Origin of the sequence: Tenacibaculum jejuense (assembly GCF_900198195.1) — a bacterium.
Classification (GTDB): Bacteria; Bacteroidota; Bacteroidia; order Flavobacteriales; family Flavobacteriaceae; genus Polaribacter; species Polaribacter jejuensis.
The window spans coordinates 1,303,770-1,322,459 of sequence record NZ_LT899436.1 but is presented as its reverse complement, the minus strand read 5'-3'; the positions used below and the strand labels follow the sequence as shown (position 1 = coordinate 1,322,459).

Annotated in this window: 16 protein-coding genes; 14 read left to right on the top strand and 2 right to left on the bottom strand. The window is 27.2% G+C overall.

Annotation, left to right across the window (positions count from 1 at the left end; all coding sequences use genetic code 11):
* Positions 1 to 57 precede the first annotated feature (57 nt).
* The 5 genes from uvrA (at position 58) to AQ1685_RS06080 (ending at position 4,304) form a co-directional block, all read left to right on the top strand.
* Complete coding sequence (gene uvrA / locus AQ1685_RS06100) at positions 58 to 2,877, top strand: excinuclease ABC subunit UvrA (RefSeq protein ID WP_095070374.1); 2,820 nt, start codon at positions 58 to 60, stop codon at positions 2,875 to 2,877.
* A 259-nt stretch (positions 2,878 to 3,136) separates the two neighbouring features.
* Entirely contained in the window at positions 3,137 to 3,337 is a 201-nt protein-coding gene (locus AQ1685_RS06095; RefSeq protein WP_095070373.1) for a hypothetical protein, read from the top strand.
* A 307-nt stretch (positions 3,338 to 3,644) separates the two neighbouring features.
* On the top strand, positions 3,645 to 3,806 hold the full coding sequence (locus AQ1685_RS06090) for a hypothetical protein (RefSeq protein ID WP_157730129.1): 162 nt from the start codon (positions 3,645 to 3,647) through the stop codon (positions 3,804 to 3,806).
* Between the two features lie 75 nt (positions 3,807 to 3,881).
* Positions 3,882 to 4,055, top strand: coding sequence for a hypothetical protein (locus tag AQ1685_RS06085; protein WP_157730128.1), 174 nt, complete (start codon positions 3,882 to 3,884; stop codon positions 4,053 to 4,055).
* Positions 4,056 to 4,085: 30 nt separating this feature from the next.
* Positions 4,086 to 4,304, top strand: a complete 219-nt coding sequence (locus AQ1685_RS06080; protein WP_095070371.1) for a hypothetical protein — start codon at positions 4,086 to 4,088, stop codon at positions 4,302 to 4,304.
* A gap of 76 nt (positions 4,305 to 4,380) precedes the next feature.
* Here AQ1685_RS06080 and AQ1685_RS06075 read toward each other — a convergent pair whose 3' ends face one another.
* Positions 4,381 to 5,166 (bottom strand): tetratricopeptide repeat protein, encoded by a 786-nt coding sequence (locus AQ1685_RS06075; RefSeq protein ID WP_095070370.1) that lies wholly within the window; start codon positions 5,164 to 5,166, stop codon positions 4,381 to 4,383.
* Positions 5,163 to 5,723 carry an RNA polymerase sigma factor gene (locus AQ1685_RS06070; RefSeq protein WP_095070368.1) on the bottom strand — a complete coding sequence of 187 codons (561 nt, stop codon included), beginning with the start codon at positions 5,721 to 5,723 and terminating at the stop codon, positions 5,163 to 5,165. The genes AQ1685_RS06075 and AQ1685_RS06070 overlap by 4 nt, the downstream gene beginning before the upstream one ends.
* A gap of 105 nt (positions 5,724 to 5,828) precedes the next feature.
* On the opposite strand from AQ1685_RS06070, the gene AQ1685_RS06065 reads away from it, so the two are divergent.
* The 9 genes from AQ1685_RS06065 to AQ1685_RS06025 all read left to right on the top strand — a co-directional run bounded on the left by AQ1685_RS06065 (position 5,829) and on the right by AQ1685_RS06025 (position 18,638).
* Positions 5,829 to 6,227 (top strand): hypothetical protein, encoded by a 399-nt coding sequence (locus tag AQ1685_RS06065; protein WP_095070367.1) that lies wholly within the window; start codon positions 5,829 to 5,831, stop codon positions 6,225 to 6,227.
* A 117-nt stretch (positions 6,228 to 6,344) separates the two neighbouring features.
* Positions 6,345 to 8,993 carry a CHAT domain-containing protein gene (locus tag AQ1685_RS06060; protein WP_162288553.1) on the top strand — a complete coding sequence of 883 codons (2,649 nt, stop codon included), beginning with the start codon at positions 6,345 to 6,347 and terminating at the stop codon, positions 8,991 to 8,993.
* 73 nt (positions 8,994 to 9,066) lie between these two features.
* Positions 9,067 to 9,570 (top strand): hypothetical protein, encoded by a 504-nt coding sequence (locus AQ1685_RS06055; RefSeq protein WP_095070364.1) that lies wholly within the window; start codon positions 9,067 to 9,069, stop codon positions 9,568 to 9,570.
* A 26-nt stretch (positions 9,571 to 9,596) separates the two neighbouring features.
* Positions 9,597 to 12,359 carry a CHAT domain-containing protein gene (locus AQ1685_RS06050; protein ID WP_095070363.1) on the top strand — a complete coding sequence of 921 codons (2,763 nt, stop codon included), beginning with the start codon at positions 9,597 to 9,599 and terminating at the stop codon, positions 12,357 to 12,359.
* An 870-nt stretch (positions 12,360 to 13,229) separates the two neighbouring features.
* Entirely contained in the window at positions 13,230 to 13,376 is a 147-nt protein-coding gene (locus tag AQ1685_RS06045; protein WP_157730127.1) for a hypothetical protein, read from the top strand.
* 725 nt (positions 13,377 to 14,101) lie between these two features.
* The gene (locus tag AQ1685_RS06040) at positions 14,102 to 14,239 is read left to right on the top strand and encodes a hypothetical protein (protein WP_157730126.1); all 138 of its coding nucleotides are present in this window, start codon (positions 14,102 to 14,104) and stop codon (positions 14,237 to 14,239) included.
* A 298-nt stretch (positions 14,240 to 14,537) separates the two neighbouring features.
* A complete protein-coding gene (locus AQ1685_RS06035) occupies positions 14,538 to 14,765 on the top strand; it encodes a hypothetical protein (protein WP_095070361.1) in 228 nt (75 codons plus the stop codon).
* Positions 14,766 to 15,014: 249 nt separating this feature from the next.
* Positions 15,015 to 15,722 carry an LOG family protein gene (locus AQ1685_RS06030; protein WP_095070359.1) on the top strand — a complete coding sequence of 236 codons (708 nt, stop codon included), beginning with the start codon at positions 15,015 to 15,017 and terminating at the stop codon, positions 15,720 to 15,722.
* Between the two features lie 99 nt (positions 15,723 to 15,821).
* Positions 15,822 to 18,638: a gluzincin family metallopeptidase gene (locus AQ1685_RS06025; RefSeq protein ID WP_095070358.1), complete on the top strand. Its 2,817-nt coding sequence runs from the start codon at positions 15,822 to 15,824 to the stop codon at positions 18,636 to 18,638.
* Positions 18,639 to 18,690: the final 52 nt, after the last annotated feature.

Sequence of the window (18,690 nt, the reverse complement as noted above, 5' to 3'; positions counted from 1 at the left end):
ATCAATTTAAAAATCAGAATGTATTCAGTAAATTTGCTTTTTGTCAAATATATTACTTTGAAAGAACAAGAATTCATTGAAGTTTACGGAGCAAGAGCTCATAACTTAAAGAATATAGATATTAAAATTCCTCGTGAAAAACTAGTTGTAATCACTGGTTTAAGCGGAAGTGGAAAATCTTCATTAGCTTTTGATACCATTTACGCTGAAGGGCAACGTAGATATATTGAAACATTTTCTGCTTATGCACGACAATTTTTAGGCGGATTAGAACGACCAGATGTTGATAAAATTAATGGTTTATCTCCTGTAATTTCCATTGAACAAAAGACCACTAATAAAAGTCCACGTTCTACCGTTGGAACAATTACAGAAATTTATGATTTCTTACGTCTTTTATTCTCTAGAGCTTCAGATGCTTACTCTTATAATACAGGGGAGAAAATGGTTAGTTATTCTGATGATCAAATCAAGGAATTAATTCTAAAAGATTTTGAGAATAAACGAATTGCCGTTCTTGCTCCTTTAATTAAATCTAGAAAAGGACATTATCGTGAATTGTTTGAACAAATATCTAAACAAGGTTTTGTTAGAGTTCGTGTTGATGGAGAAATTAGAGAAATAGAAAAAGGCATGAAACTCGATCGTTATAAAACTCACGATATAGAAGTGGTTATAGATCGACTTGTTGTTAACAATGAAGCTGAAAAAAGATTAGAAGAAACCATTAAAACTGCTCTTTACACAGGAAACAATATTTTAATGGTTATTGATGTTGATGATGTAAAGCCACGATATTTTAGTAGAGAATTGATGTGTCCTACTACTGGAATTGCATATCCAAATCCAGAACCAAATACTTTTTCTTTTAACTCTCCAAAAGGAGCTTGTGAGAAATGTAACGGACTTGGTATTAACAACGAAGTTAATCTTAAAAAAGTAATACCTGACGATTCTGTTTCCATTAAAAATGGAGGAATTGTTCCATTAGGTGAACAAAAAAACAGTTGGATTTTTAAACAACTTCAGAATATTGCGGAACGCTATAAGTTTAAACTTACAGATCCTATTAATAAAATTCCAGAAGAAGCATTAGATGTAATTTTAAATGGAGGAAAAGAGAGTTTTAAAATTCAATCTAAAACAGCTGGAGTTACACGTAGTTACGATATCGACTTTGAAGGAATTATTTCATTCATTACAAATCAATATAAAAATTCCGACAGTTCATCTATCAAAAGATGGGCGAAAGGATTTATGGATGAAGTAAAATGTACAAGTTGTGAAGGAAAACGATTAAAAAAAGAAGCTTTAAACTTTAAAATCACAGATAAAAACATCAGTGATTTAGCACAAATGGATGTTAGTGAATTAGCTAATTGGTTTGCTAATATTGAAGAAAAATTAAGTGCTAAACAATTAAAAATCGCTTCAGAGATTTTAAAAGAAATTCGTACTCGGATTCAGTTTTTATTAGATGTTGGTTTAGATTATTTAACCTTAGATCGAACTTCAAAATCTTTATCTGGTGGTGAAGCACAACGTATTCGTTTGGCAACTCAAATCGGATCCCAACTAGTAGGTGTACTTTATATTTTAGATGAACCGAGCATTGGTTTACACCAACGTGATAACCAGAAGTTAATTGATTCTTTGATAAAACTTAGAGATGTTGGCAACTCAGTTTTAGTTGTAGAACATGATGAAGACATGATAAAACATGCAGATTATGTTTTAGATATTGGTCCGGGTGCAGGTAGACATGGTGGAGAAATTGTAAGTAAAGGATCTTTTGAAGATTTGACCCAACAACAAACACTAACTGCAGATTATATAGCCAAGCGAAAAGCCATTGAAGTTCCTAAGCAACGTAGAAAAGGAAACGGAAAAAAGATAAAGTTAACAGGTGCTTCTGGAAACAACTTAAAAAATGTTTCTGTAGAATTCCCTTTAGGGAAAATGATTTGTGTTACAGGAGTTTCAGGAAGTGGAAAGTCTACCTTAATTAACGAAACGCTATATCCTATTTTAAATGCACACATTTACAGAGGCGTAAAAAAACCGATGCCTTACAAAAGCATTAAAGGATTAGAACATGTAGATAAAGTGATTGATATCGATCAATCTCCGATTGGTAGAACGCCACGTTCAAATCCAGCAACCTACACAGGAGTATTTAGTGAAATTCGTAGTTTATTTGCTAAAACACCAGAGGCTTCAATTCGTGGTTATAAACCAGGCCGTTTCAGTTTTAATGTAAAAGGTGGAAGATGCGAAACTTGTCAAGGAGGTGGTTTACGTGTAATTGAAATGAACTTTTTACCCGATGTTCATGTAGAATGTGAAACTTGTCAAGGAAAACGTTTCAATAGAGAAACTTTAGAAATTCGTTATAAAGGAAAATCAATTTCTGATGTGTTAGAAATGACGATCAATGAAGCAGTTGCATTTTTTGAACACATTCCAAAAATTTATAGAAAGTTAAAAACCATTCAAGATGTTGGTCTTGGTTATATAACTCTCGGACAACAATCTACTACATTATCTGGTGGAGAAGCACAGCGTATTAAACTAGCTTCTGAACTTTCTAAACGAGATACTGGAAACACCTTTTATATCTTAGATGAACCAACTACTGGTTTACATTTTGAAGACATTCGTGTTTTAATGGAAGTTTTAAATAAACTTGTAGAGAAAGGAAATACTGTTTTAATCATCGAACATAATTTAGACGTTATAAAATTAGCCGATCATATTATAGATGTTGGTATGGAAGGCGGAAAAGGTGGCGGACAAATTCTTGTTACTGGAACTCCGGAAAAAGTAGCAAAACACAAAGAAAGTTATACTGCTAAATTCTTGAAAAAAGAGTTATAACTGTAATAATAAAGTCCATCAAAAAAAATTAAAAAACCATTAATGAAAACAATGTCATTAATGGTTTTATTGTTATATTTACTTTATATGAAAAAGTAAAAAATTGTACTTGCTATGCAATCTTTTTATTTAATATCATTTTATACTAAACAAGATAGTCTTAACGAATATCTTCTATAATATTTTTCGCGAAGAAAGACACAAACCTTGAGTGTCTATAAATGTTCAAGGATTTAATCATTTTTAAATCTTAATTATTATGAAAAAATCAATCTTAAATCTAGGTAAAACTTTAAATAAAAACCAACAAAAATCTATTAACGGTGGTAATACTTGTGCTTCTTACCCTATTTGTTACGGAATAACAAGTTTCGGATCGCCTCAATGTGCTCCTTGTGAAGATTATAAAAACTTACCTGTACACTGCCAAAACCAAGTATTTACAACTTGCCCTTTTTAATATTCTATATATTATAGAAACTATGTAATTAATTAGATATTTTCTTTAGTCTTTGTACAAACAAAATTCTAAGCCAAACGTATACTTGATACATATCAAGTTTTATATGACGTTTAGCTTAACTATTAATGGAAATAATATAAAACTAATAGTTTTTATTACTAGAGTGTTTCTTAATATACATGTGAAGTAAGGTGTTTTTAAATTACATTAATCCTAAAATATTATAAAACATTTTTCGCGAAGAAAGACACAAACCTTGAGTGTCTATAAATGTTCAAGGATTAATAATTTTTAAATCTTAATTATGAAAAAATCAATTTTAAATCTAGGTAAAGCTTTAAACAAAGTAGAGCAAAAAAATGTAAACGGTGGTACTCGTTATTTTTGTCCAGGTGGCTATAACCCTCCTGGTGTTATATTACCAAGATGTCCAGCTTTCTGTTTTCAAGGAAACTGTCTTTTTTAAATGACTTCTAAAGATAAGGGTATTAGTAAATACCCTTATTGAATAAATTTTATCTAAAACTTATTATTCAAAAAAATGAAAAAATCAATTTTAAACTTAGGACTTACTTTAAATAAAACGGCACAAAAACAAATTAAAGGTGGATATTATTTAGGAAGATGTTTAGACAGTTGTGCGGAAAGACACACTGGTGATGATGTCTTCGAATGTGAAGAAACATGTTATTTAGCCCATGGAGGTACTTTTTAAAAACACTCAAATAATCTTAAAGTATAAATCATGAAAAAATCAATTTTAAATCTAGGTAAAGTTTTAAATAAAACAAAACAACAAGAAATTGTTGGAGGTATTAATTCGGCTGTTCCACAATTAATAGGATGCGAATGTGAAGAAGTTCCAGATCCTACTAGCCTTATTGGTGTTCGATATGTTATCACAAATTTCCCATGTGATATGAGTGCAACACCATTGAAGTGCTTTGGTATATTTCCACAATAGAATTATTTTTTAGATTGTAGTTTACAATTTAAACTATACAGGTATTAGAAAAGGAGAGTTTTAAACTCTCCTTTTCTTATATTTTATCTAAAATTTTTTCTGCTTTATCTTTATTAAACAGTTTTTCCTTTACTATTTTTTTAAATACTTCCTTAGCTTCTTTTTTATTGTTAGATTTTAAATACAAAAGACCTAAATACCAATATCCTTTTTCTGCATCAATGAAATCACTATTAGTTAGTGTTTTCAAAGTTCGCTTGGCGTTATCAAACTTATTCAATTCAACTTCAGAAAGTGCTTTATAAATAAATATGTTACTATTTTTATTTTCTTCCAATTCGATAGAAAAAATAGCCAATGCATCTTCATATCTTTTAGCTTTGAATAGTTTTTCTGCATCGACGAGTTTTACATCAGTTGTTTGACTTCTAGTAACAAAAGATGGTAATTTTTCTAATTGAATATTATCTGCATATAAAACCTGTGCATCTACAGTTTCCTTTAAGAAAATATTAGAAGCTAGTACCAATACAATTGCCGCTGCAAAACCTGAAATAAATGCAATAACTTTTCTGTTTTTACTTTTTGTTTTTACTCTAGAGGCATCTTTAATTGCTTCTTTAATTGCTATTACTTCTGGACTATTATACAACTGTTCGTATTCTTTGACTTCGATATCATCTGTGTTTTCAACAAAACTCCAACTGTCGTCGTTTAAAGATTCGAATAACTGTTTTTCTAGATGATAGTTTTCTTTAAAATCAGAATCATCTTCTAAACGTTTTAAGAAATCTGACTGTTCTTCATCAGTCAATTCATTTCTTAAAAAACGTTCAATTAATATGTCGTCTTCTAAATTCATAATTCTTGTAACGAAAGATATCTTTTATCTCCCCTAATTAAGTCGGTTAATTTCTTTTTACACTTAAACACTCGCTGTCTTACAACAGTTTCAGAATTGTACTCAGTACTTTCTACAATCTCAGCATATGGTACTTTGGCAAAGAAAAGTGATAGTATTTTTTTACAATTATCTGAAACCATATTTAGCTTTTCTAAGAACAATTCGTGTCTTTTTTGTTCTACTAAAGCATTTGCATTTTCTTTAGCTTCACTAACCAGTTCAATAACCTCCTGATTTGTTACCCTATTTTTTTTACTATTTAATTCTCTTCTCCATAAATTCTTACATACTGTGAATAAATAAGCATCAAAACTACTTTTAATTGCTATACCTTCCTTTTTATGACGAACTGCGATTTGTAATAACGCTTTTTGAAAAACATCTTCTGCATCTACTACTCCACCTTTATTTTGAAGTATAAATCTTTTTACTTGAGAAAAATTAGTACTGTAAATTTTTGAGATGATTCTTGAATTTCCTTCAACTAGCGCATTTAAATATAAACTACTATCCATTTTTTCTATCTGATACACAAAAATAAAATTTTATACTTTTGCGAGGGTAACATTTTAAAGTTTTATAAACTAGGGGACAACGAATATATATAAAAACAAAATATTATGAAATTATTTCAATTAGTTAATCCAACAATTTTAGGACTATTAGTACTTGTTTGTTTTAGTTTTGCTGGAGGAAGCATAGACAAAAGTATTACTCAAAGATTTAAAAGTTTAAATCAAACAGAATATTATATTATGCATATATTTCCTAATTCAAATGATAGCTCCGAAGAAATCAGAAAATGTCTTAGTGAAAGATATGTTTTTATAAATTTAATTTATAAACCAAATACAATAGGTGAAACTTGGAAAGTAAAATTTCGTTTACAAAACACAACAGGTGTTACATCTAATGATACAGAAGAGGCAGATTTCCCTTGTTTTTACCCCTATTTTCTGAGTCCATACACAAATACAAATATATTTTCTGGACCTCCTTCACTAAGCACATTCAATTAAAAACACTAATGATTAAAATTAATTGGGATGATTTTATATGTAAATTTATTAACTAATAAAGTAATAATCATCCTATTTACTTTATTTACATTTAACTATTGTTTTTCTCAAAAAGTTTTGTCTATTAAAGATATTGAAAAACTTAGTTCTAAAATAGAAATCAATAGTCAATTGATAGATTCTTTAGCTAACAAGCTAAATAGTTTAGAAAGTAAGAAGGAGCTATACCATAATTTTTCTAGATTCTTCAGGATATATGGAGATAATAAGTCAGCCTTGAAATATGGGAATATTGAATTAACGTATTTTGATAAATTGAATTTAAAAGATAAAAAATACCATATAGCTTTACATCTAGTAGGCTGTTACTATCATGATAACAATCAATTTTTAAAAGCTATAGAAATATTAAAAAAATCTGCTAGATTAGATATTTATCCTAAAAAAGCTGCTCAGTCACTATGTATGCTAGGAAGTTGTTATAGAGCTAAAGGTGATATAAAAAAATCAATAAATTATTATAAGAAAGGTATTAGTTCTTTAAAAAAGTTAAATAATAAAAAGAGTATAGTTGCACACTCCATCAATCTAGCTTTAACTGCTAATTTTAGTAATAATATATCAGATATACAAGATGCAATTAACTATCTATTCAAAGTAGATTCGATTATAAAAAACAAATCATATCCAAATTTTTTTTTAGATGTTTTTAATATTAATAACTCATTAGGTAACCTATATAGCAAAAAAGAAACATTTGATATAAAAAAATCTAAATACCACTACCTTAAATGCTTAAGACTTTCAAAACAAGAAAACAAATATTTTTTCCTCTCTCTAGCTAGTATGAATTATGGAGAGTTACTACTTAAAATCAAAAGCGATAGTTCAATATATTATTTAAATAAAAGCTTAATAAAAAACACAAATAAGAAACATCAAAATTATAATCTCTTAAAAGCTGAAAGTCATCGAAATATTGCTAATTACTACTTCTGGAAAAAAAACTTAAAAAAAGCTTTAAAAAGTATAAATATTTCTTTGAAAACTAGTTTCAATTTAGAAATAGAAGATATGAGTCCTACTAAATTTCAATTACATAAGACTAGTGAGAGATTAAATATTTCCAAAGCATTAAACACTAAGATCCAAATTTTAAATCAATTGTATTTAAAAACTGATGATTCTAAATATTTAAATCAAATTATTGAAACAGTAAATATTAGTGATCAACTAGTAGAAATCATTTTGGAAGATAGTACAGAATCTAGTACTCAATTTTCTTGGCGTAACAATATTTCTAAAATTTATAAGTATGGAATTTACGCAGCTAGATTATTAGGTAGCGAAAATCTACAATTTCAGTATCTAGAGAAAAACAAAGCTTTTTTGCTCACCCAAAGTATAAATGACAATAACTATTCTTTAAACTTACCAAATCATATTGTTGATGAAGAGTTAGGGTATAAAAAACAGATATTACAATTAGAGGATCAAACTTTAACTTCTGATTCTAAAAAATTAAAAGATTCCTTATTTGATATCAAATTTGCTTATCAAAGCTTTAAAGATTCTATACAAAAAATTTATCCTGAACATTTTGAAAGTAAGAAAAAAGTTGAACTAACTTCTTTACAAGATGTAAAACAACAAATAGACAACAATACTATTGTTATTTCTTATGCTTTACATGATGAAACAACAACTTTTAACGCTTCTACTGGTTTGTTGATTTCAAAAAATAAATCTATCCCTTTTTCAATTTCAAACATCGAAAAATTGAAAACAGATTTAAACATCTATCGTCAACTGCTAGCTAGACCTTTGAGTAATAAAAACAAAATTAAGCAATACAACACTGCCGCTAATTCTTTATATAACAGCTTATTTCCTACTGATGAAATCAAAGATTTAATTCAAAATAAAAAAGTTGTTATTATTCCAGATGATAATCTTCAAAATATTCCTTTTGAAGCATTTATTACAGATACTACTTCTAACAAATACCTGATAGAAAATACTGATATCAGTTATGCGTATTCTATGTCGTTTTTAAATGTGAATAATAAAATCTCCAGAACTCCTGAAAAAGACTTTGCTGGTTTTGCTCCTGTCGAATTTGAAAATGAAAAATTAGCTACACTACAACATTCCGCTGAAGAGATTTATTCAATAAATAACAATTTAAACGGAATAACTTTAACAGGTGAAAATGTAACTAAAGACAGTTTTTTAACTAATGCTTCAGATGCTAAAATCATTCATTTGGCTACACATGCTGATATTTCTAGAAAACCTGTAATTCATTTTAGCAAAGACTCTTTAAATCTTCATGAATTATATACTTATAAAAATAATGCAGATTTAGTGGTTTTAAGTGCTTGTGAAACCAATGTTGGAGAACTAAAAAAAGGAGAGGGAATCTTAAACTTAGCCCGCGGATTCTTTTATTCTGGTTCTAAATCTGTAGTATCATCTTTGTGGAAAGTAAATGACGTGGCAACTACAGAATTGATGACTGATTTTTACACTAACTTAAAAGATCATCAATCAAAATCGGAAGCTTTAAATAACGCAAAAAGAAAATATTTAAAAAATCATTCACTATCTGAAAAATCTCCCTATTACTGGGCTTCTTTTATCTTAATTGGTGATACTAATCCTACTTTTGAAAGCAACTCTTTAATATATTGGATTTTGGGTGGAATATTTATCGTGTTTCTCTTCTTTTTTTCTTATAACAAACTAATTAACAAGAGAAAATAAAATTTTATACTTTTGCTCGGGTAACATTTTTAAGTTTAAAAAACATAGAAGATGTATATAAAAATAAAACACAATGAAATTATTTAATTATTTAAAATTAGCTGTAGTATTTTCTATTTTAATATTTGCTTTTAGCTGTAGTGATAATGAAAATTTAGACGAAGTTATTGAACCAGAACTCGAGTTGATGGGTAGAGGAAATGCTTTTACGGAAGATGGAATAATTGTAAAGAATGATTTGAGTAGTGACGATGACAACCAAGAAAATGATGATAACTTTCTTGATTTTAATTATCAGAGAGAGTTTTGTTTCATAGAAGGTTTAAGTATTTCTCAAAAACAAGAAGCTATAAATTGTTACATTTTCCCTTTTAATACTATAAGTAGAGTTTCAATCAATGGCAACTGTGAAGTATGGCTTATTCGTGGAGAACATGGTGACCCTGTTGATGATGAAGATGAAGATGAAGATGAAGACTTAATTCTTAAAAAGTCTTCAATTATAGAAGATTTTCATAGTCAAACTAAAGGAATATGTAATGGTATTTTATCTACAAGAATTATTTTAAAGGATTAACATAAAACAAAATACAAAAATAATTTATGGAACCTATTAATTTTAAAGTTCCAATTCTGATAATATTTATTGCTCTTTTTTCTATTAAGATTGAAGGGCAATCTTTATTTAAGGATATTAAATTAGACGAAATTGTAAATTTTAATGAAAAGAAAGCTGATAGTATTCTCGATACTGTAATTAACGAAGAAGAAAAAGCAAAAATTTATTCTATTTTTTTTAGATTTTTTTACAAAAAGAAAAAAATTAATATAGCTATAAAATACTTAAAACAGGAAATAAAAATATTAGATAATCAAAAAAAAAATTCATATTACCAACATCTAATATTACAATTGGGTTATCTATATTTAAGAAAAAATGATTTATTAAAAGCTGAAAGATTCTTAGTTATTGCTTCAAAAGCAAGCTATAGTAAAAAGAGAAAAGGACAAGCTTTATGTTTATTAGGCAAATGTTTTTTTTTAAGAGGGGATTACAATAAATCTTTTAACTATTATCACAAGGGAATTAACATCTTAAAGATACACGGAAAACCAACCAGTATAATAACATATTCTTTAGATATTGCGAAAAACTCATACTTTACTGAAGACAAAAATCATTTAAAAAACACGATTAATTTTTTAAAGTTTTCTGATGCTTTATTAAAGAGATATAGGAATAGTTTGAAAAATCAAAAATTAGCTACTAGAATTAATCTAAATTTAGCTAATGCACACTCTCAAAAAATAATGGAAAGCTTTGATAAAGCTAATTTTTATTATAAAAAAGCCCTTAAAGAAGCTAAAAAAATTAACAATAACAATCTAATTACCTCAATTATCAGAAACCAAGGTCAACATTATTTAACTCATCAAAAAGATAGTGCATTTTATTTTTTAAATAAAAGCCTTAATTATTGTAATCAAATTGATGGCCTTGAATTAATCAAAGCTAATGCTTATTTAAACTTAAGTGAGTTTTTTTACAAGAAGAAAAATTACTTAAAAGCCTTAAAAAACTCATACTTAGCTTTTGACTTTTTCTATACCTCAAACAACAAGAAGTTCAGTGAAATATATCCAGAAGTTTTACATCAAAATAATAATAGAAAAAATAGTTCCTTAATTACCTATAAGTTCAATTTAAAAGCATTAATAGCTTTAATTGAAAAGTCATCAAAACTAAAAGAAAAATATATAGATGACGCTATTGTTAGTATCCAAAACTTTGACAACTTAATTTCAGTTATTTTAGACAATGATACTAATTCAGAATCTCAATTTCGATGGAGAAAAGATGCTTCAGAAATTTATAATTACGCAGCTTATATTTATTACTTAAAAAAAGATTATAAATCTAGCTTCAGGTATTTAGAAAAAAACAAAGCCTTTTTATTAGCACAAAATATAGATAACGACAATATAAATAGAGAGCTTCCAAAAGCTATTTTAGACAAGGATAAACAATATAAAAAAAAGATATTAGATTTAGAGTATAAAATTACCAATAAAGAAACTAAAACTGTAAAAGATTCTTTATTTGATTTTAGATTTTCTTATCAGCAATTTAAAGATTCTATTCGAACTGTTTTTCCTAAGTATTTTCAATTAAAAAGTAAAACAGATTTAATTTCTCTTCAGGAAGTTCAACAAAATTTAGATGATGATACTGTAGTTGTTTCTTATTCTATTCAAAATAATAATGAAGAAAACTTCATAGATACATCTATTGGTTTATGTATCAGTAAAAATAATATTCTCCCCTTCACTTTAAATAGCTACACAATAAAAAATGAAATACAAACTTTTACAAAATTTATTGCAAAACCTTTAAACAATAAAAACGAAATTAAACAATACAATACCGTAGCAAATTCTCTATATAATAGCTTATTTCCTACTGATGAAATCAAAGATTTAATTCAAAATAAAAAAGTTGTTATTATTCCTGATGATAATCTTCAAAACATTCCTTTTGAAGCTTTTGTTACTGACACGACTTCAAATAGATTTTTAATAGAAAATACTGATATCAGTTATGCATATTCTATGTCGTTTTTAAATGTGAATAATAATATCTCTAGAACTTCTGAAAAAGAATTTGCGGGCTTTGCTCCTGTCGAATTTGAAAATAAAAAATTAACTACACTACAACATTCCGCTGAAGAAATTAATTCAATAAATAACAATTTAAACGGAATAACTTTAACAGGTGAAAATGTAACTAAAGACAGTTTTTTAACTAATGCTTCAAATGCTAAAATTATTCACTTGGCTACACATGCTAATGTTTCAAGAAAACCTGTAATTCATTTTAGTAAAGATTCTCTTAATCTACATGAATTATATACTTATAAAAATAATGCAGATTTAGTGGTTTTAAGTGCTTGTGAAACCAATGTTGGAGAACTAAAAAGAGGAGAAGGAATCTTAAACTTAGCTCGTGGGTTCTTTTATTCTGGTTCTAAATCTGTGGTATCATCTTTATGGAAAGTAAATGACGTAGCAACTACAGAATTAATGACTGATTTTTACACTAACTTAAAAGATCATCAATCAAAATCGGAAGCTTTAAATAATGCAAAAAGAAAGTATTTAAAAAATCATTCTCTTTCTCAAAAATCACCTTATTATTGGGCCTCTTTTATTTTAATTGGTGACACTAATCCTACTTTTGAATCAAACTATACAATACACTATATCATAGCAATTTCAACACTATTTTTATTCTTTTTTATTTTTTTAAAAAAAGAGGGTAACAAATCTAAACAAGATGAACATAAGGGTGTAAATAACAAATTTTGAGAGTTATTTCTCATAATTCATATTTGTTAGGTTTAATCATTTTTTGCTTGAAAAAGAAGCAAAATTGTTATGAAAAGAAGAACGTAAAAAGGTTAGTATTGAAAAAGAAATCTTTTTACAAAACACAAAGGAGAAACTAATGTTTCTCCTTTGCTTGTTTATATATAAATAATTTCTTTGAAATAATGGTAATAATCAAACAACAGAAAGAGAGATATGACTATTTAAGATTAACACGTAATTAGTGTAATTCCATTATTAAAAAATAATTTCAAAAAAAATGGGTAACGTTTTGCACACTAAAGAACATAAAGGTGTAAGTAACTAATTTTTAAGAGTTATTTCTCATAACATATACATTTTTGTTTGATTAAGTAAAATTGCTAGAAAAGGAAAATAAATTGTTGTGAAATGTTATTCGCGGAAATTACACTGTAAAAAAGTTATGGAAAAGAAAACGTAAAAAAGCTAGTACTGAAAAAAAAATCTTTTTTACAAAACAAAAGGGGAAACGTTAGTTTCTCCTTTGTTTGTTTTTATAAATTTTTATTCCTTCATTAAAAGATTATTCTTCCTAAGCTTTTGTATATCAAACTACATCAAAAAAATACGATATTCTTTCTATATTTTTAATGAAAAGTAGTTAACATTTCACTTATTTCAGGAACACTCTAATACAACTATAACTATCATAAAATAATAAAACACACATTATGATTCTATTATTCTATTTCGGTTTTGGAATAATTATCACTGATAAATTGCTATTTAATTTAATTACTCAATAATATTTTTTCGCGAAAATAGACATATACCTTGAATGTCTTTAAAATGATCAAGGATTTAATCATTTAAATCACAAAAACTAAAATGAAAAATTCAATCTTAAACTTAGGAAAAGAACTAAAAAAAACAGAACAACAAAAAGTTAATGGAGGAAGCCTAAGACGTTGTACAGAATTAGAATGTAGAGAACAACCAAATTGGTTAATTATACGTTGCTATTGTGAAGAATAAGATTTTCATGCTTTCAACTTATTAAAATTTTAAACCCAGTATTATTACTGGGTTTTTTGCATAAAATCTCCAACTAACCAACCCGCAAATAAAACACTAAAAATCAAAAACATAACTAGTTTCCCTTTGATTAAATCTGAACTTTCATTCTATTATTTTCTTATTTTTCAAAAAAAGAGGGTAACAATCATCTAAATCGAGAACGTATAAGTGTAATAAGAAATTTCAAAAGTTATTTCTCTTTATATTTTCGTTTATTAGGTTTGACAATAATTGCTAGAAAAAGAAAATAAATTGCTAAGAAACGTCTTAACGGGGAAATTGCGACGGGAAAAAGTTATGAAAGGGAGGTGTAAAAAAGTTAGTCATGAAAAAGAAATCTTTTTTACAAAACAAAAGGGGAAACATTAGTTTCTCCTTTGTTTGTTTTTACTAGTAGATAAAAGCTTATTGCATACTTCGCTATTTTATTTTTTCGAAAAATAGATTAACATTTTATTTATCCTAGGAACGTATTAATAAAAAGTAGAATTAACCTAACTATTTAAAAGATTAAAGAAAAAATAAATAAAAACTAAAACTGCTAATTAACTAGAAATAGTATCAAAAAAATTGTTTAATAAAATCACTCTTACACTAACAATACTTTTTTCGCGAAAAATAGACATACACCTTGAATGTCTCTAAATGCTCAAGGATTTAATTATTTAAATCATACAAAAATTATGAAAAAATCAATTTTAGACTTTGGAAAACCATTAGAAAAAAAACAACAAAGAAATATTACAGGTGGTATGCCTATATGTTTAGTAGACAATAGCCTGCCTGAATGTGATGATGATGAAAGAGTAAGAGTCGTTTAGTAAAATAAAGACTATCTGGAAACCAATTCCAGATAGTCTTTTGTTGATTCTCTTAAGTAAATTAAAAATTGTCGTTGGTTTCTATTTGACTGGTAACTTTTTTGAAATTAAGATTAACATTTTATGAGTTTCAAGAACGTATTAAAAAAGACAGACATATTTATATCTGATAAAAGAAATCATAATTAACAAATTGCTTAAGAAAATAAAACCTATTATAATTTTTAAAACAACAGACATGTTCCTTAGATGTCTTTAAATAACCTAGGGTTTTAAATATTTAAATCACACAAAAATTATGAAAAAATCAATTTTAAGTTTTGGAAAAACATTAAATAAAAGTGATCAAAAGAAAATTAGTGGAGGCAACCATTCATTTTTTGATTTAACAGGAGGAACATCAACAGGATCAAACCCTGTTAATAATTGTGTATGTGATTACGCTACAGGAACATGGAATAGTCCGCATTGTGGATCTGGTAGTTGTTATGAAATTGAAGTTCCTGACGAGCCTACTAGACTTTAGTAAAAAAGTTAAGAAGACAAAAACAAGTCTTATAAATAAAGCAGAAAAAACTTAAACATAAGTTAATTCATTAAAGGATATACCTAATTTCTTTCTAGTTTTTTTTAGGGAACCCTGTATGAAAGGTTGAAGGGAAGCTTTTCTGTTTGCAAAAAGGAGAAACAATATTTGTTTCTCCTTTGTTTATTTAAAAGCATTTTTAATCTAAAAAAAAGCACTAAATTAGCAAGTCCTTTAAAAATTGATAAAATGACAAACGACGATAGAAAAATCCGTGAGAAACTTCAACAAAAGACATGGAATGAGATAAAAACTAACGATTCTTGGGCTATTTTTAAAATTATGGCCGAGTTTGTAGATGGATATGAAAGGTTGAGTAAAATCGGACCTTGTGTTTCTATCTTTGGTTCTGCGAGAACTAAACCAGACCATAAATATTATAAATTAGCTGAAGAAGTTGCTTATCAACTAACTCAAAGTGGATTTGGTGTAATTACAGGTGGAGGACCTGGTATTATGGAAGCAGGTAATAAAGGAGCTAATAGAGGAAAAGGAACATCTGTTGGTTTAAATATTGAATTACCTTTCGAACAACACGATAACCCTTGGATTGATCCAGGTAAAAGTTTAGACTTTGATTATTTCTTTGTTCGTAAAGTAATGTTTGTAAAATACTCTCAAGGTTTTGTAGTAATGCCTGGTGGTTTTGGAACTATGGATGAACTTTTTGAAGCTATTACTTTAATTCAAACTCATAAAATTGGACGTTTCCCAATCGTTTTAGTTGGTAAAAAATTCTGGAGTGGTTTATTAGATTGGATTGAAAACACACTTTTAGAAGAAGGAAATATTAGTCCTGGTGATTTAAAATTATTTAGAGTTGTAGATACAGCTGAAGAAGCAGTTGAACACTTCAATAAATTCTATGCTAAATATCAATTAAAACCAAATTTCTAATCTGAATTTCTGTTAAAAAAACAGAACCGATTTTAAATTAAAAAATAAACTTTATCTTCAACTCGTTGTTTATAGCAACGAGTTTTTATTTGTATGTAATTGATCAAAAAAACACTACATATTATCCTTTTTTTATTTTCTTGTTCAATATTAGCTCAAGAAAATTCTATACATATTTCTGCTAGTTTAGATACAATTCACCATACTCTCTCTATTCAACAAGAAATTACTTATATAAACACTACTCATGAAGATTTAAACAAAATTTACTTGCATAATTGGGGAAATAGCTTTAAAAATAATTATACTCCATTAGGAAAAAGATTAGTAAAAGATTATAAGAAAGATTTTTATTTCTCTGAAGAGAATGAACGTGGTTTTTCAAATGTTGAGAAGATTACTTCTAACCATGAAGAGTTAGATTATCAAGAAGTCCCTAAAAGAAATGACATTATTGAAATTCAGCTAAATAAAATACTACCGCCTCAAGATACAATTACTTTATCAGCAAAATATACTGTAAAACTTCCCAAAGCAAAATATACTGGATATGGTAGAACTGGAGATGGATATCATCTGCGGTTTTGGTATTTAGTTCCTGCTGTGTATCATAATGGCTGGGAATTAATGAGTAACTTAAACATGGATGATTTATATGAAGATGTTGCAAACTATTCTCTAGAAATCGATATTCCTAAAAAATTAAACTTAGAAAGTAACTTATACCAATACAAAACTGAAAAAGAAAAATTAAATCACTATTACTTAGTTGGTAACAAAAAAAAAGACATCATACTCAGTATAAGTAAACGAAAGAAATTTCGTGTATTTAAAACAAAAACTTCACAAATTAAAACTGATATTTTTGATAAACGTATAGATTTAATTTTAGCTAATGAAATTGTAAATAAACAAATTGCTTTTATTGAAGAATTTATAGGTACACATCCACATACTGAAATTTTAGTAGATGGTAATACTGTAAACAAAAACTCACTAAGAGATATTTATGGAATACCTAACTGGTTACGTCCCTATCCTGAAAACTTTAAATGGGAAATACGTTTTTTTAAAGCTTTAACTAGTAAATACATAGAAGATGTACTTATTTTAAATAATCGAAAAGATTATTGGTTAACAGACGGCATAGAAACATATTTAATGATGGAATATATTAATAAGTATTATCCAGATATTACTGTTTTTGGTCGTTTTTCAAAAATATGGGGTTTCAAAAAGTATAATCTTGCCAAACTAAAACAAAATGATAAACAAGCTTTCTTTTACCAGTTTAGTGCTAGACGTTTTTTTGATCAAGCATTAACAACGAGAGCTGATTCTTTATCTAATTTTAATCGAAAAGTAGTAAATCCATACAAAGCTGGCTTAGGATTTAAATATTTACAAGATTTTCTTAATAAAGATATTTTAAAAAATTCATTAAAAGAATTTTATAAAGATCAATCATTACAGTTAACAAATTCTAAAGCGTTTGAGAAAATACTACAACGTAATTCAGATAAAGATTTAGATTGGTTTTTTGGTGATTATATTAGAACAAATAAAAAAATTGATTATAAAATCAAAAGGATCAAACAACTGAAATCTGAAGATTCTTTAGCTGTTACCATAAAAAATAAGCGTAATATAAGTGCTCCTGTTTCCTTATACGGAATTAAAAATGATTCTATAAAATTTAAAACTTGGATTACAGATGTAGATAGTACGAAAACTATTAAAATTAAAGACAATGATTTTGATAAGTTGGCTTTAAATTACGAACAAATTTATCCTGAATACAACTCACTAAATAATTACAAGAAACCTAATAATGCTATAATTAGTAAGCCTATACAATTTCGATTTTTAAAAGACATTGAAGACCCAAATTTCAATCAAATTTTCTTCAATCCTAATGTTAAATTTAACTTATACGATGGAGTTATTTTAGGTGTTAATTTTAATAATAGAGCGATAATTCGTCATAATTTCGATTTCAATATCACACCAAATTATGCATTCCGAAGTAAAAACATAACAGGCTCTTTTTCTTTAGGTTATGATCATTTCTTTGAGAAATCAAAAATTTACAAGATTCGTTATGGAATTAGAGGTAGTAATTTTCATTATGCTCCAGAATTAAGTTATAATATTTTTTCTCCTTTTGTAAACATCCAATTTAGACGAAACACGTTAAGAGATGTTGGGACTAAATTCTTGTTATCTAGGATAATATATGTAGATCGGGAAATAAACCCTGTCGATACTGAAATAGAAAGTGATAAATATAGAATTCTAAATTTCAGATATGTATACAGTAAGCCTGATGTTATTCGTAGATTTCAATATGCCGTAAATGGTGAATTTGGAGATAACTTCACAAAGTTTTCTACAGATATTCGTTATTTAAAATTTTTCACAGAAAAGAGAAGTTTCAATTTAAGATTCTTTGGTGGCTTTTTCTTGTATAATAATTCTGATGGTAACTTTTTTAGTTTTGGTTTAAATCGTAGCTCAGATTATTTATTCGAACAAAATTTATTTGGAAGATCAGAAAGCTCGGGATTATTTAGTCAACAATTTGTGGTTTCAGACGGAGGTTTTAAATCCTTTTTTAAAGAACGATCTTTTGCTAATCAGTTAATGATGTCTGCTAACACAAGTGTTAGTGTGTGGAGATGGGCAGAAGTTTATAATGATTTTGCTATGCTGAAAAGTAAAAACTCAAAAGCTCGATTTTTCTATGAAAACGGAATTCGTTTAAACTTTGTCCCAAATATTTTTGAATTCTACTTCCCTATTTACACTAACGAAGGTTTTGAAATTAATCAAAGAGCATATCCTACTAAGATTCGTTTTGTGATCACTACTAGTTTAGATCGTATTTATAACTTTTTACGCCGTGGTTTATTATAGATAATTCAACAAAACACATCTTTTTTTACTTTTTTTACGATTAATTCAAACT

Bases quoted from the DNA above. Each gene is read 5' to 3' on its own strand.
- AQ1685_RS06095 (WP_095070373.1), top strand. From the start codon at position 3,137: ATGAAAAAATCAATCTTAAATCTAGGTAAAACTTTAAATAAAAACCAA.
- AQ1685_RS06090 (WP_157730129.1), top strand. From the start codon at position 3,645: ATGAAAAAATCAATTTTAAATCTAGGTAAAGCTTTAAACAAAGTAGAG.
- AQ1685_RS06085 (WP_157730128.1), top strand. From the start codon at position 3,882: ATGAAAAAATCAATTTTAAACTTAGGACTTACTTTAAATAAAACGGCA.
- AQ1685_RS06080 (WP_095070371.1), top strand. From the start codon at position 4,086: ATGAAAAAATCAATTTTAAATCTAGGTAAAGTTTTAAATAAAACAAAA.
- AQ1685_RS06075 (WP_095070370.1), bottom strand. From the start codon at position 5,166: ATGAATTTAGAAGACGACATATTAATTGAACGTTTTTTAAGAAATGAA.
- AQ1685_RS06070 (WP_095070368.1), bottom strand. From the start codon at position 5,723: ATGGATAGTAGTTTATATTTAAATGCGCTAGTTGAAGGAAATTCAAGA.
- AQ1685_RS06065 (WP_095070367.1), top strand. From the start codon at position 5,829: ATGAAATTATTTCAATTAGTTAATCCAACAATTTTAGGACTATTAGTA.
- AQ1685_RS06055 (WP_095070364.1), top strand. From the start codon at position 9,067: ATGAAATTATTTAATTATTTAAAATTAGCTGTAGTATTTTCTATTTTA.
- AQ1685_RS06050 (WP_095070363.1), top strand. From the start codon at position 9,597: ATGGAACCTATTAATTTTAAAGTTCCAATTCTGATAATATTTATTGCT.
- AQ1685_RS06045 (WP_157730127.1), top strand. From the start codon at position 13,230: ATGAAAAATTCAATCTTAAACTTAGGAAAAGAACTAAAAAAAACAGAA.
- AQ1685_RS06040 (WP_157730126.1), top strand. From the start codon at position 14,102: ATGAAAAAATCAATTTTAGACTTTGGAAAACCATTAGAAAAAAAACAA.
- AQ1685_RS06035 (WP_095070361.1), top strand. From the start codon at position 14,538: ATGAAAAAATCAATTTTAAGTTTTGGAAAAACATTAAATAAAAGTGAT.
- AQ1685_RS06030 (WP_095070359.1), top strand. From the start codon at position 15,015: ATGACAAACGACGATAGAAAAATCCGTGAGAAACTTCAACAAAAGACA.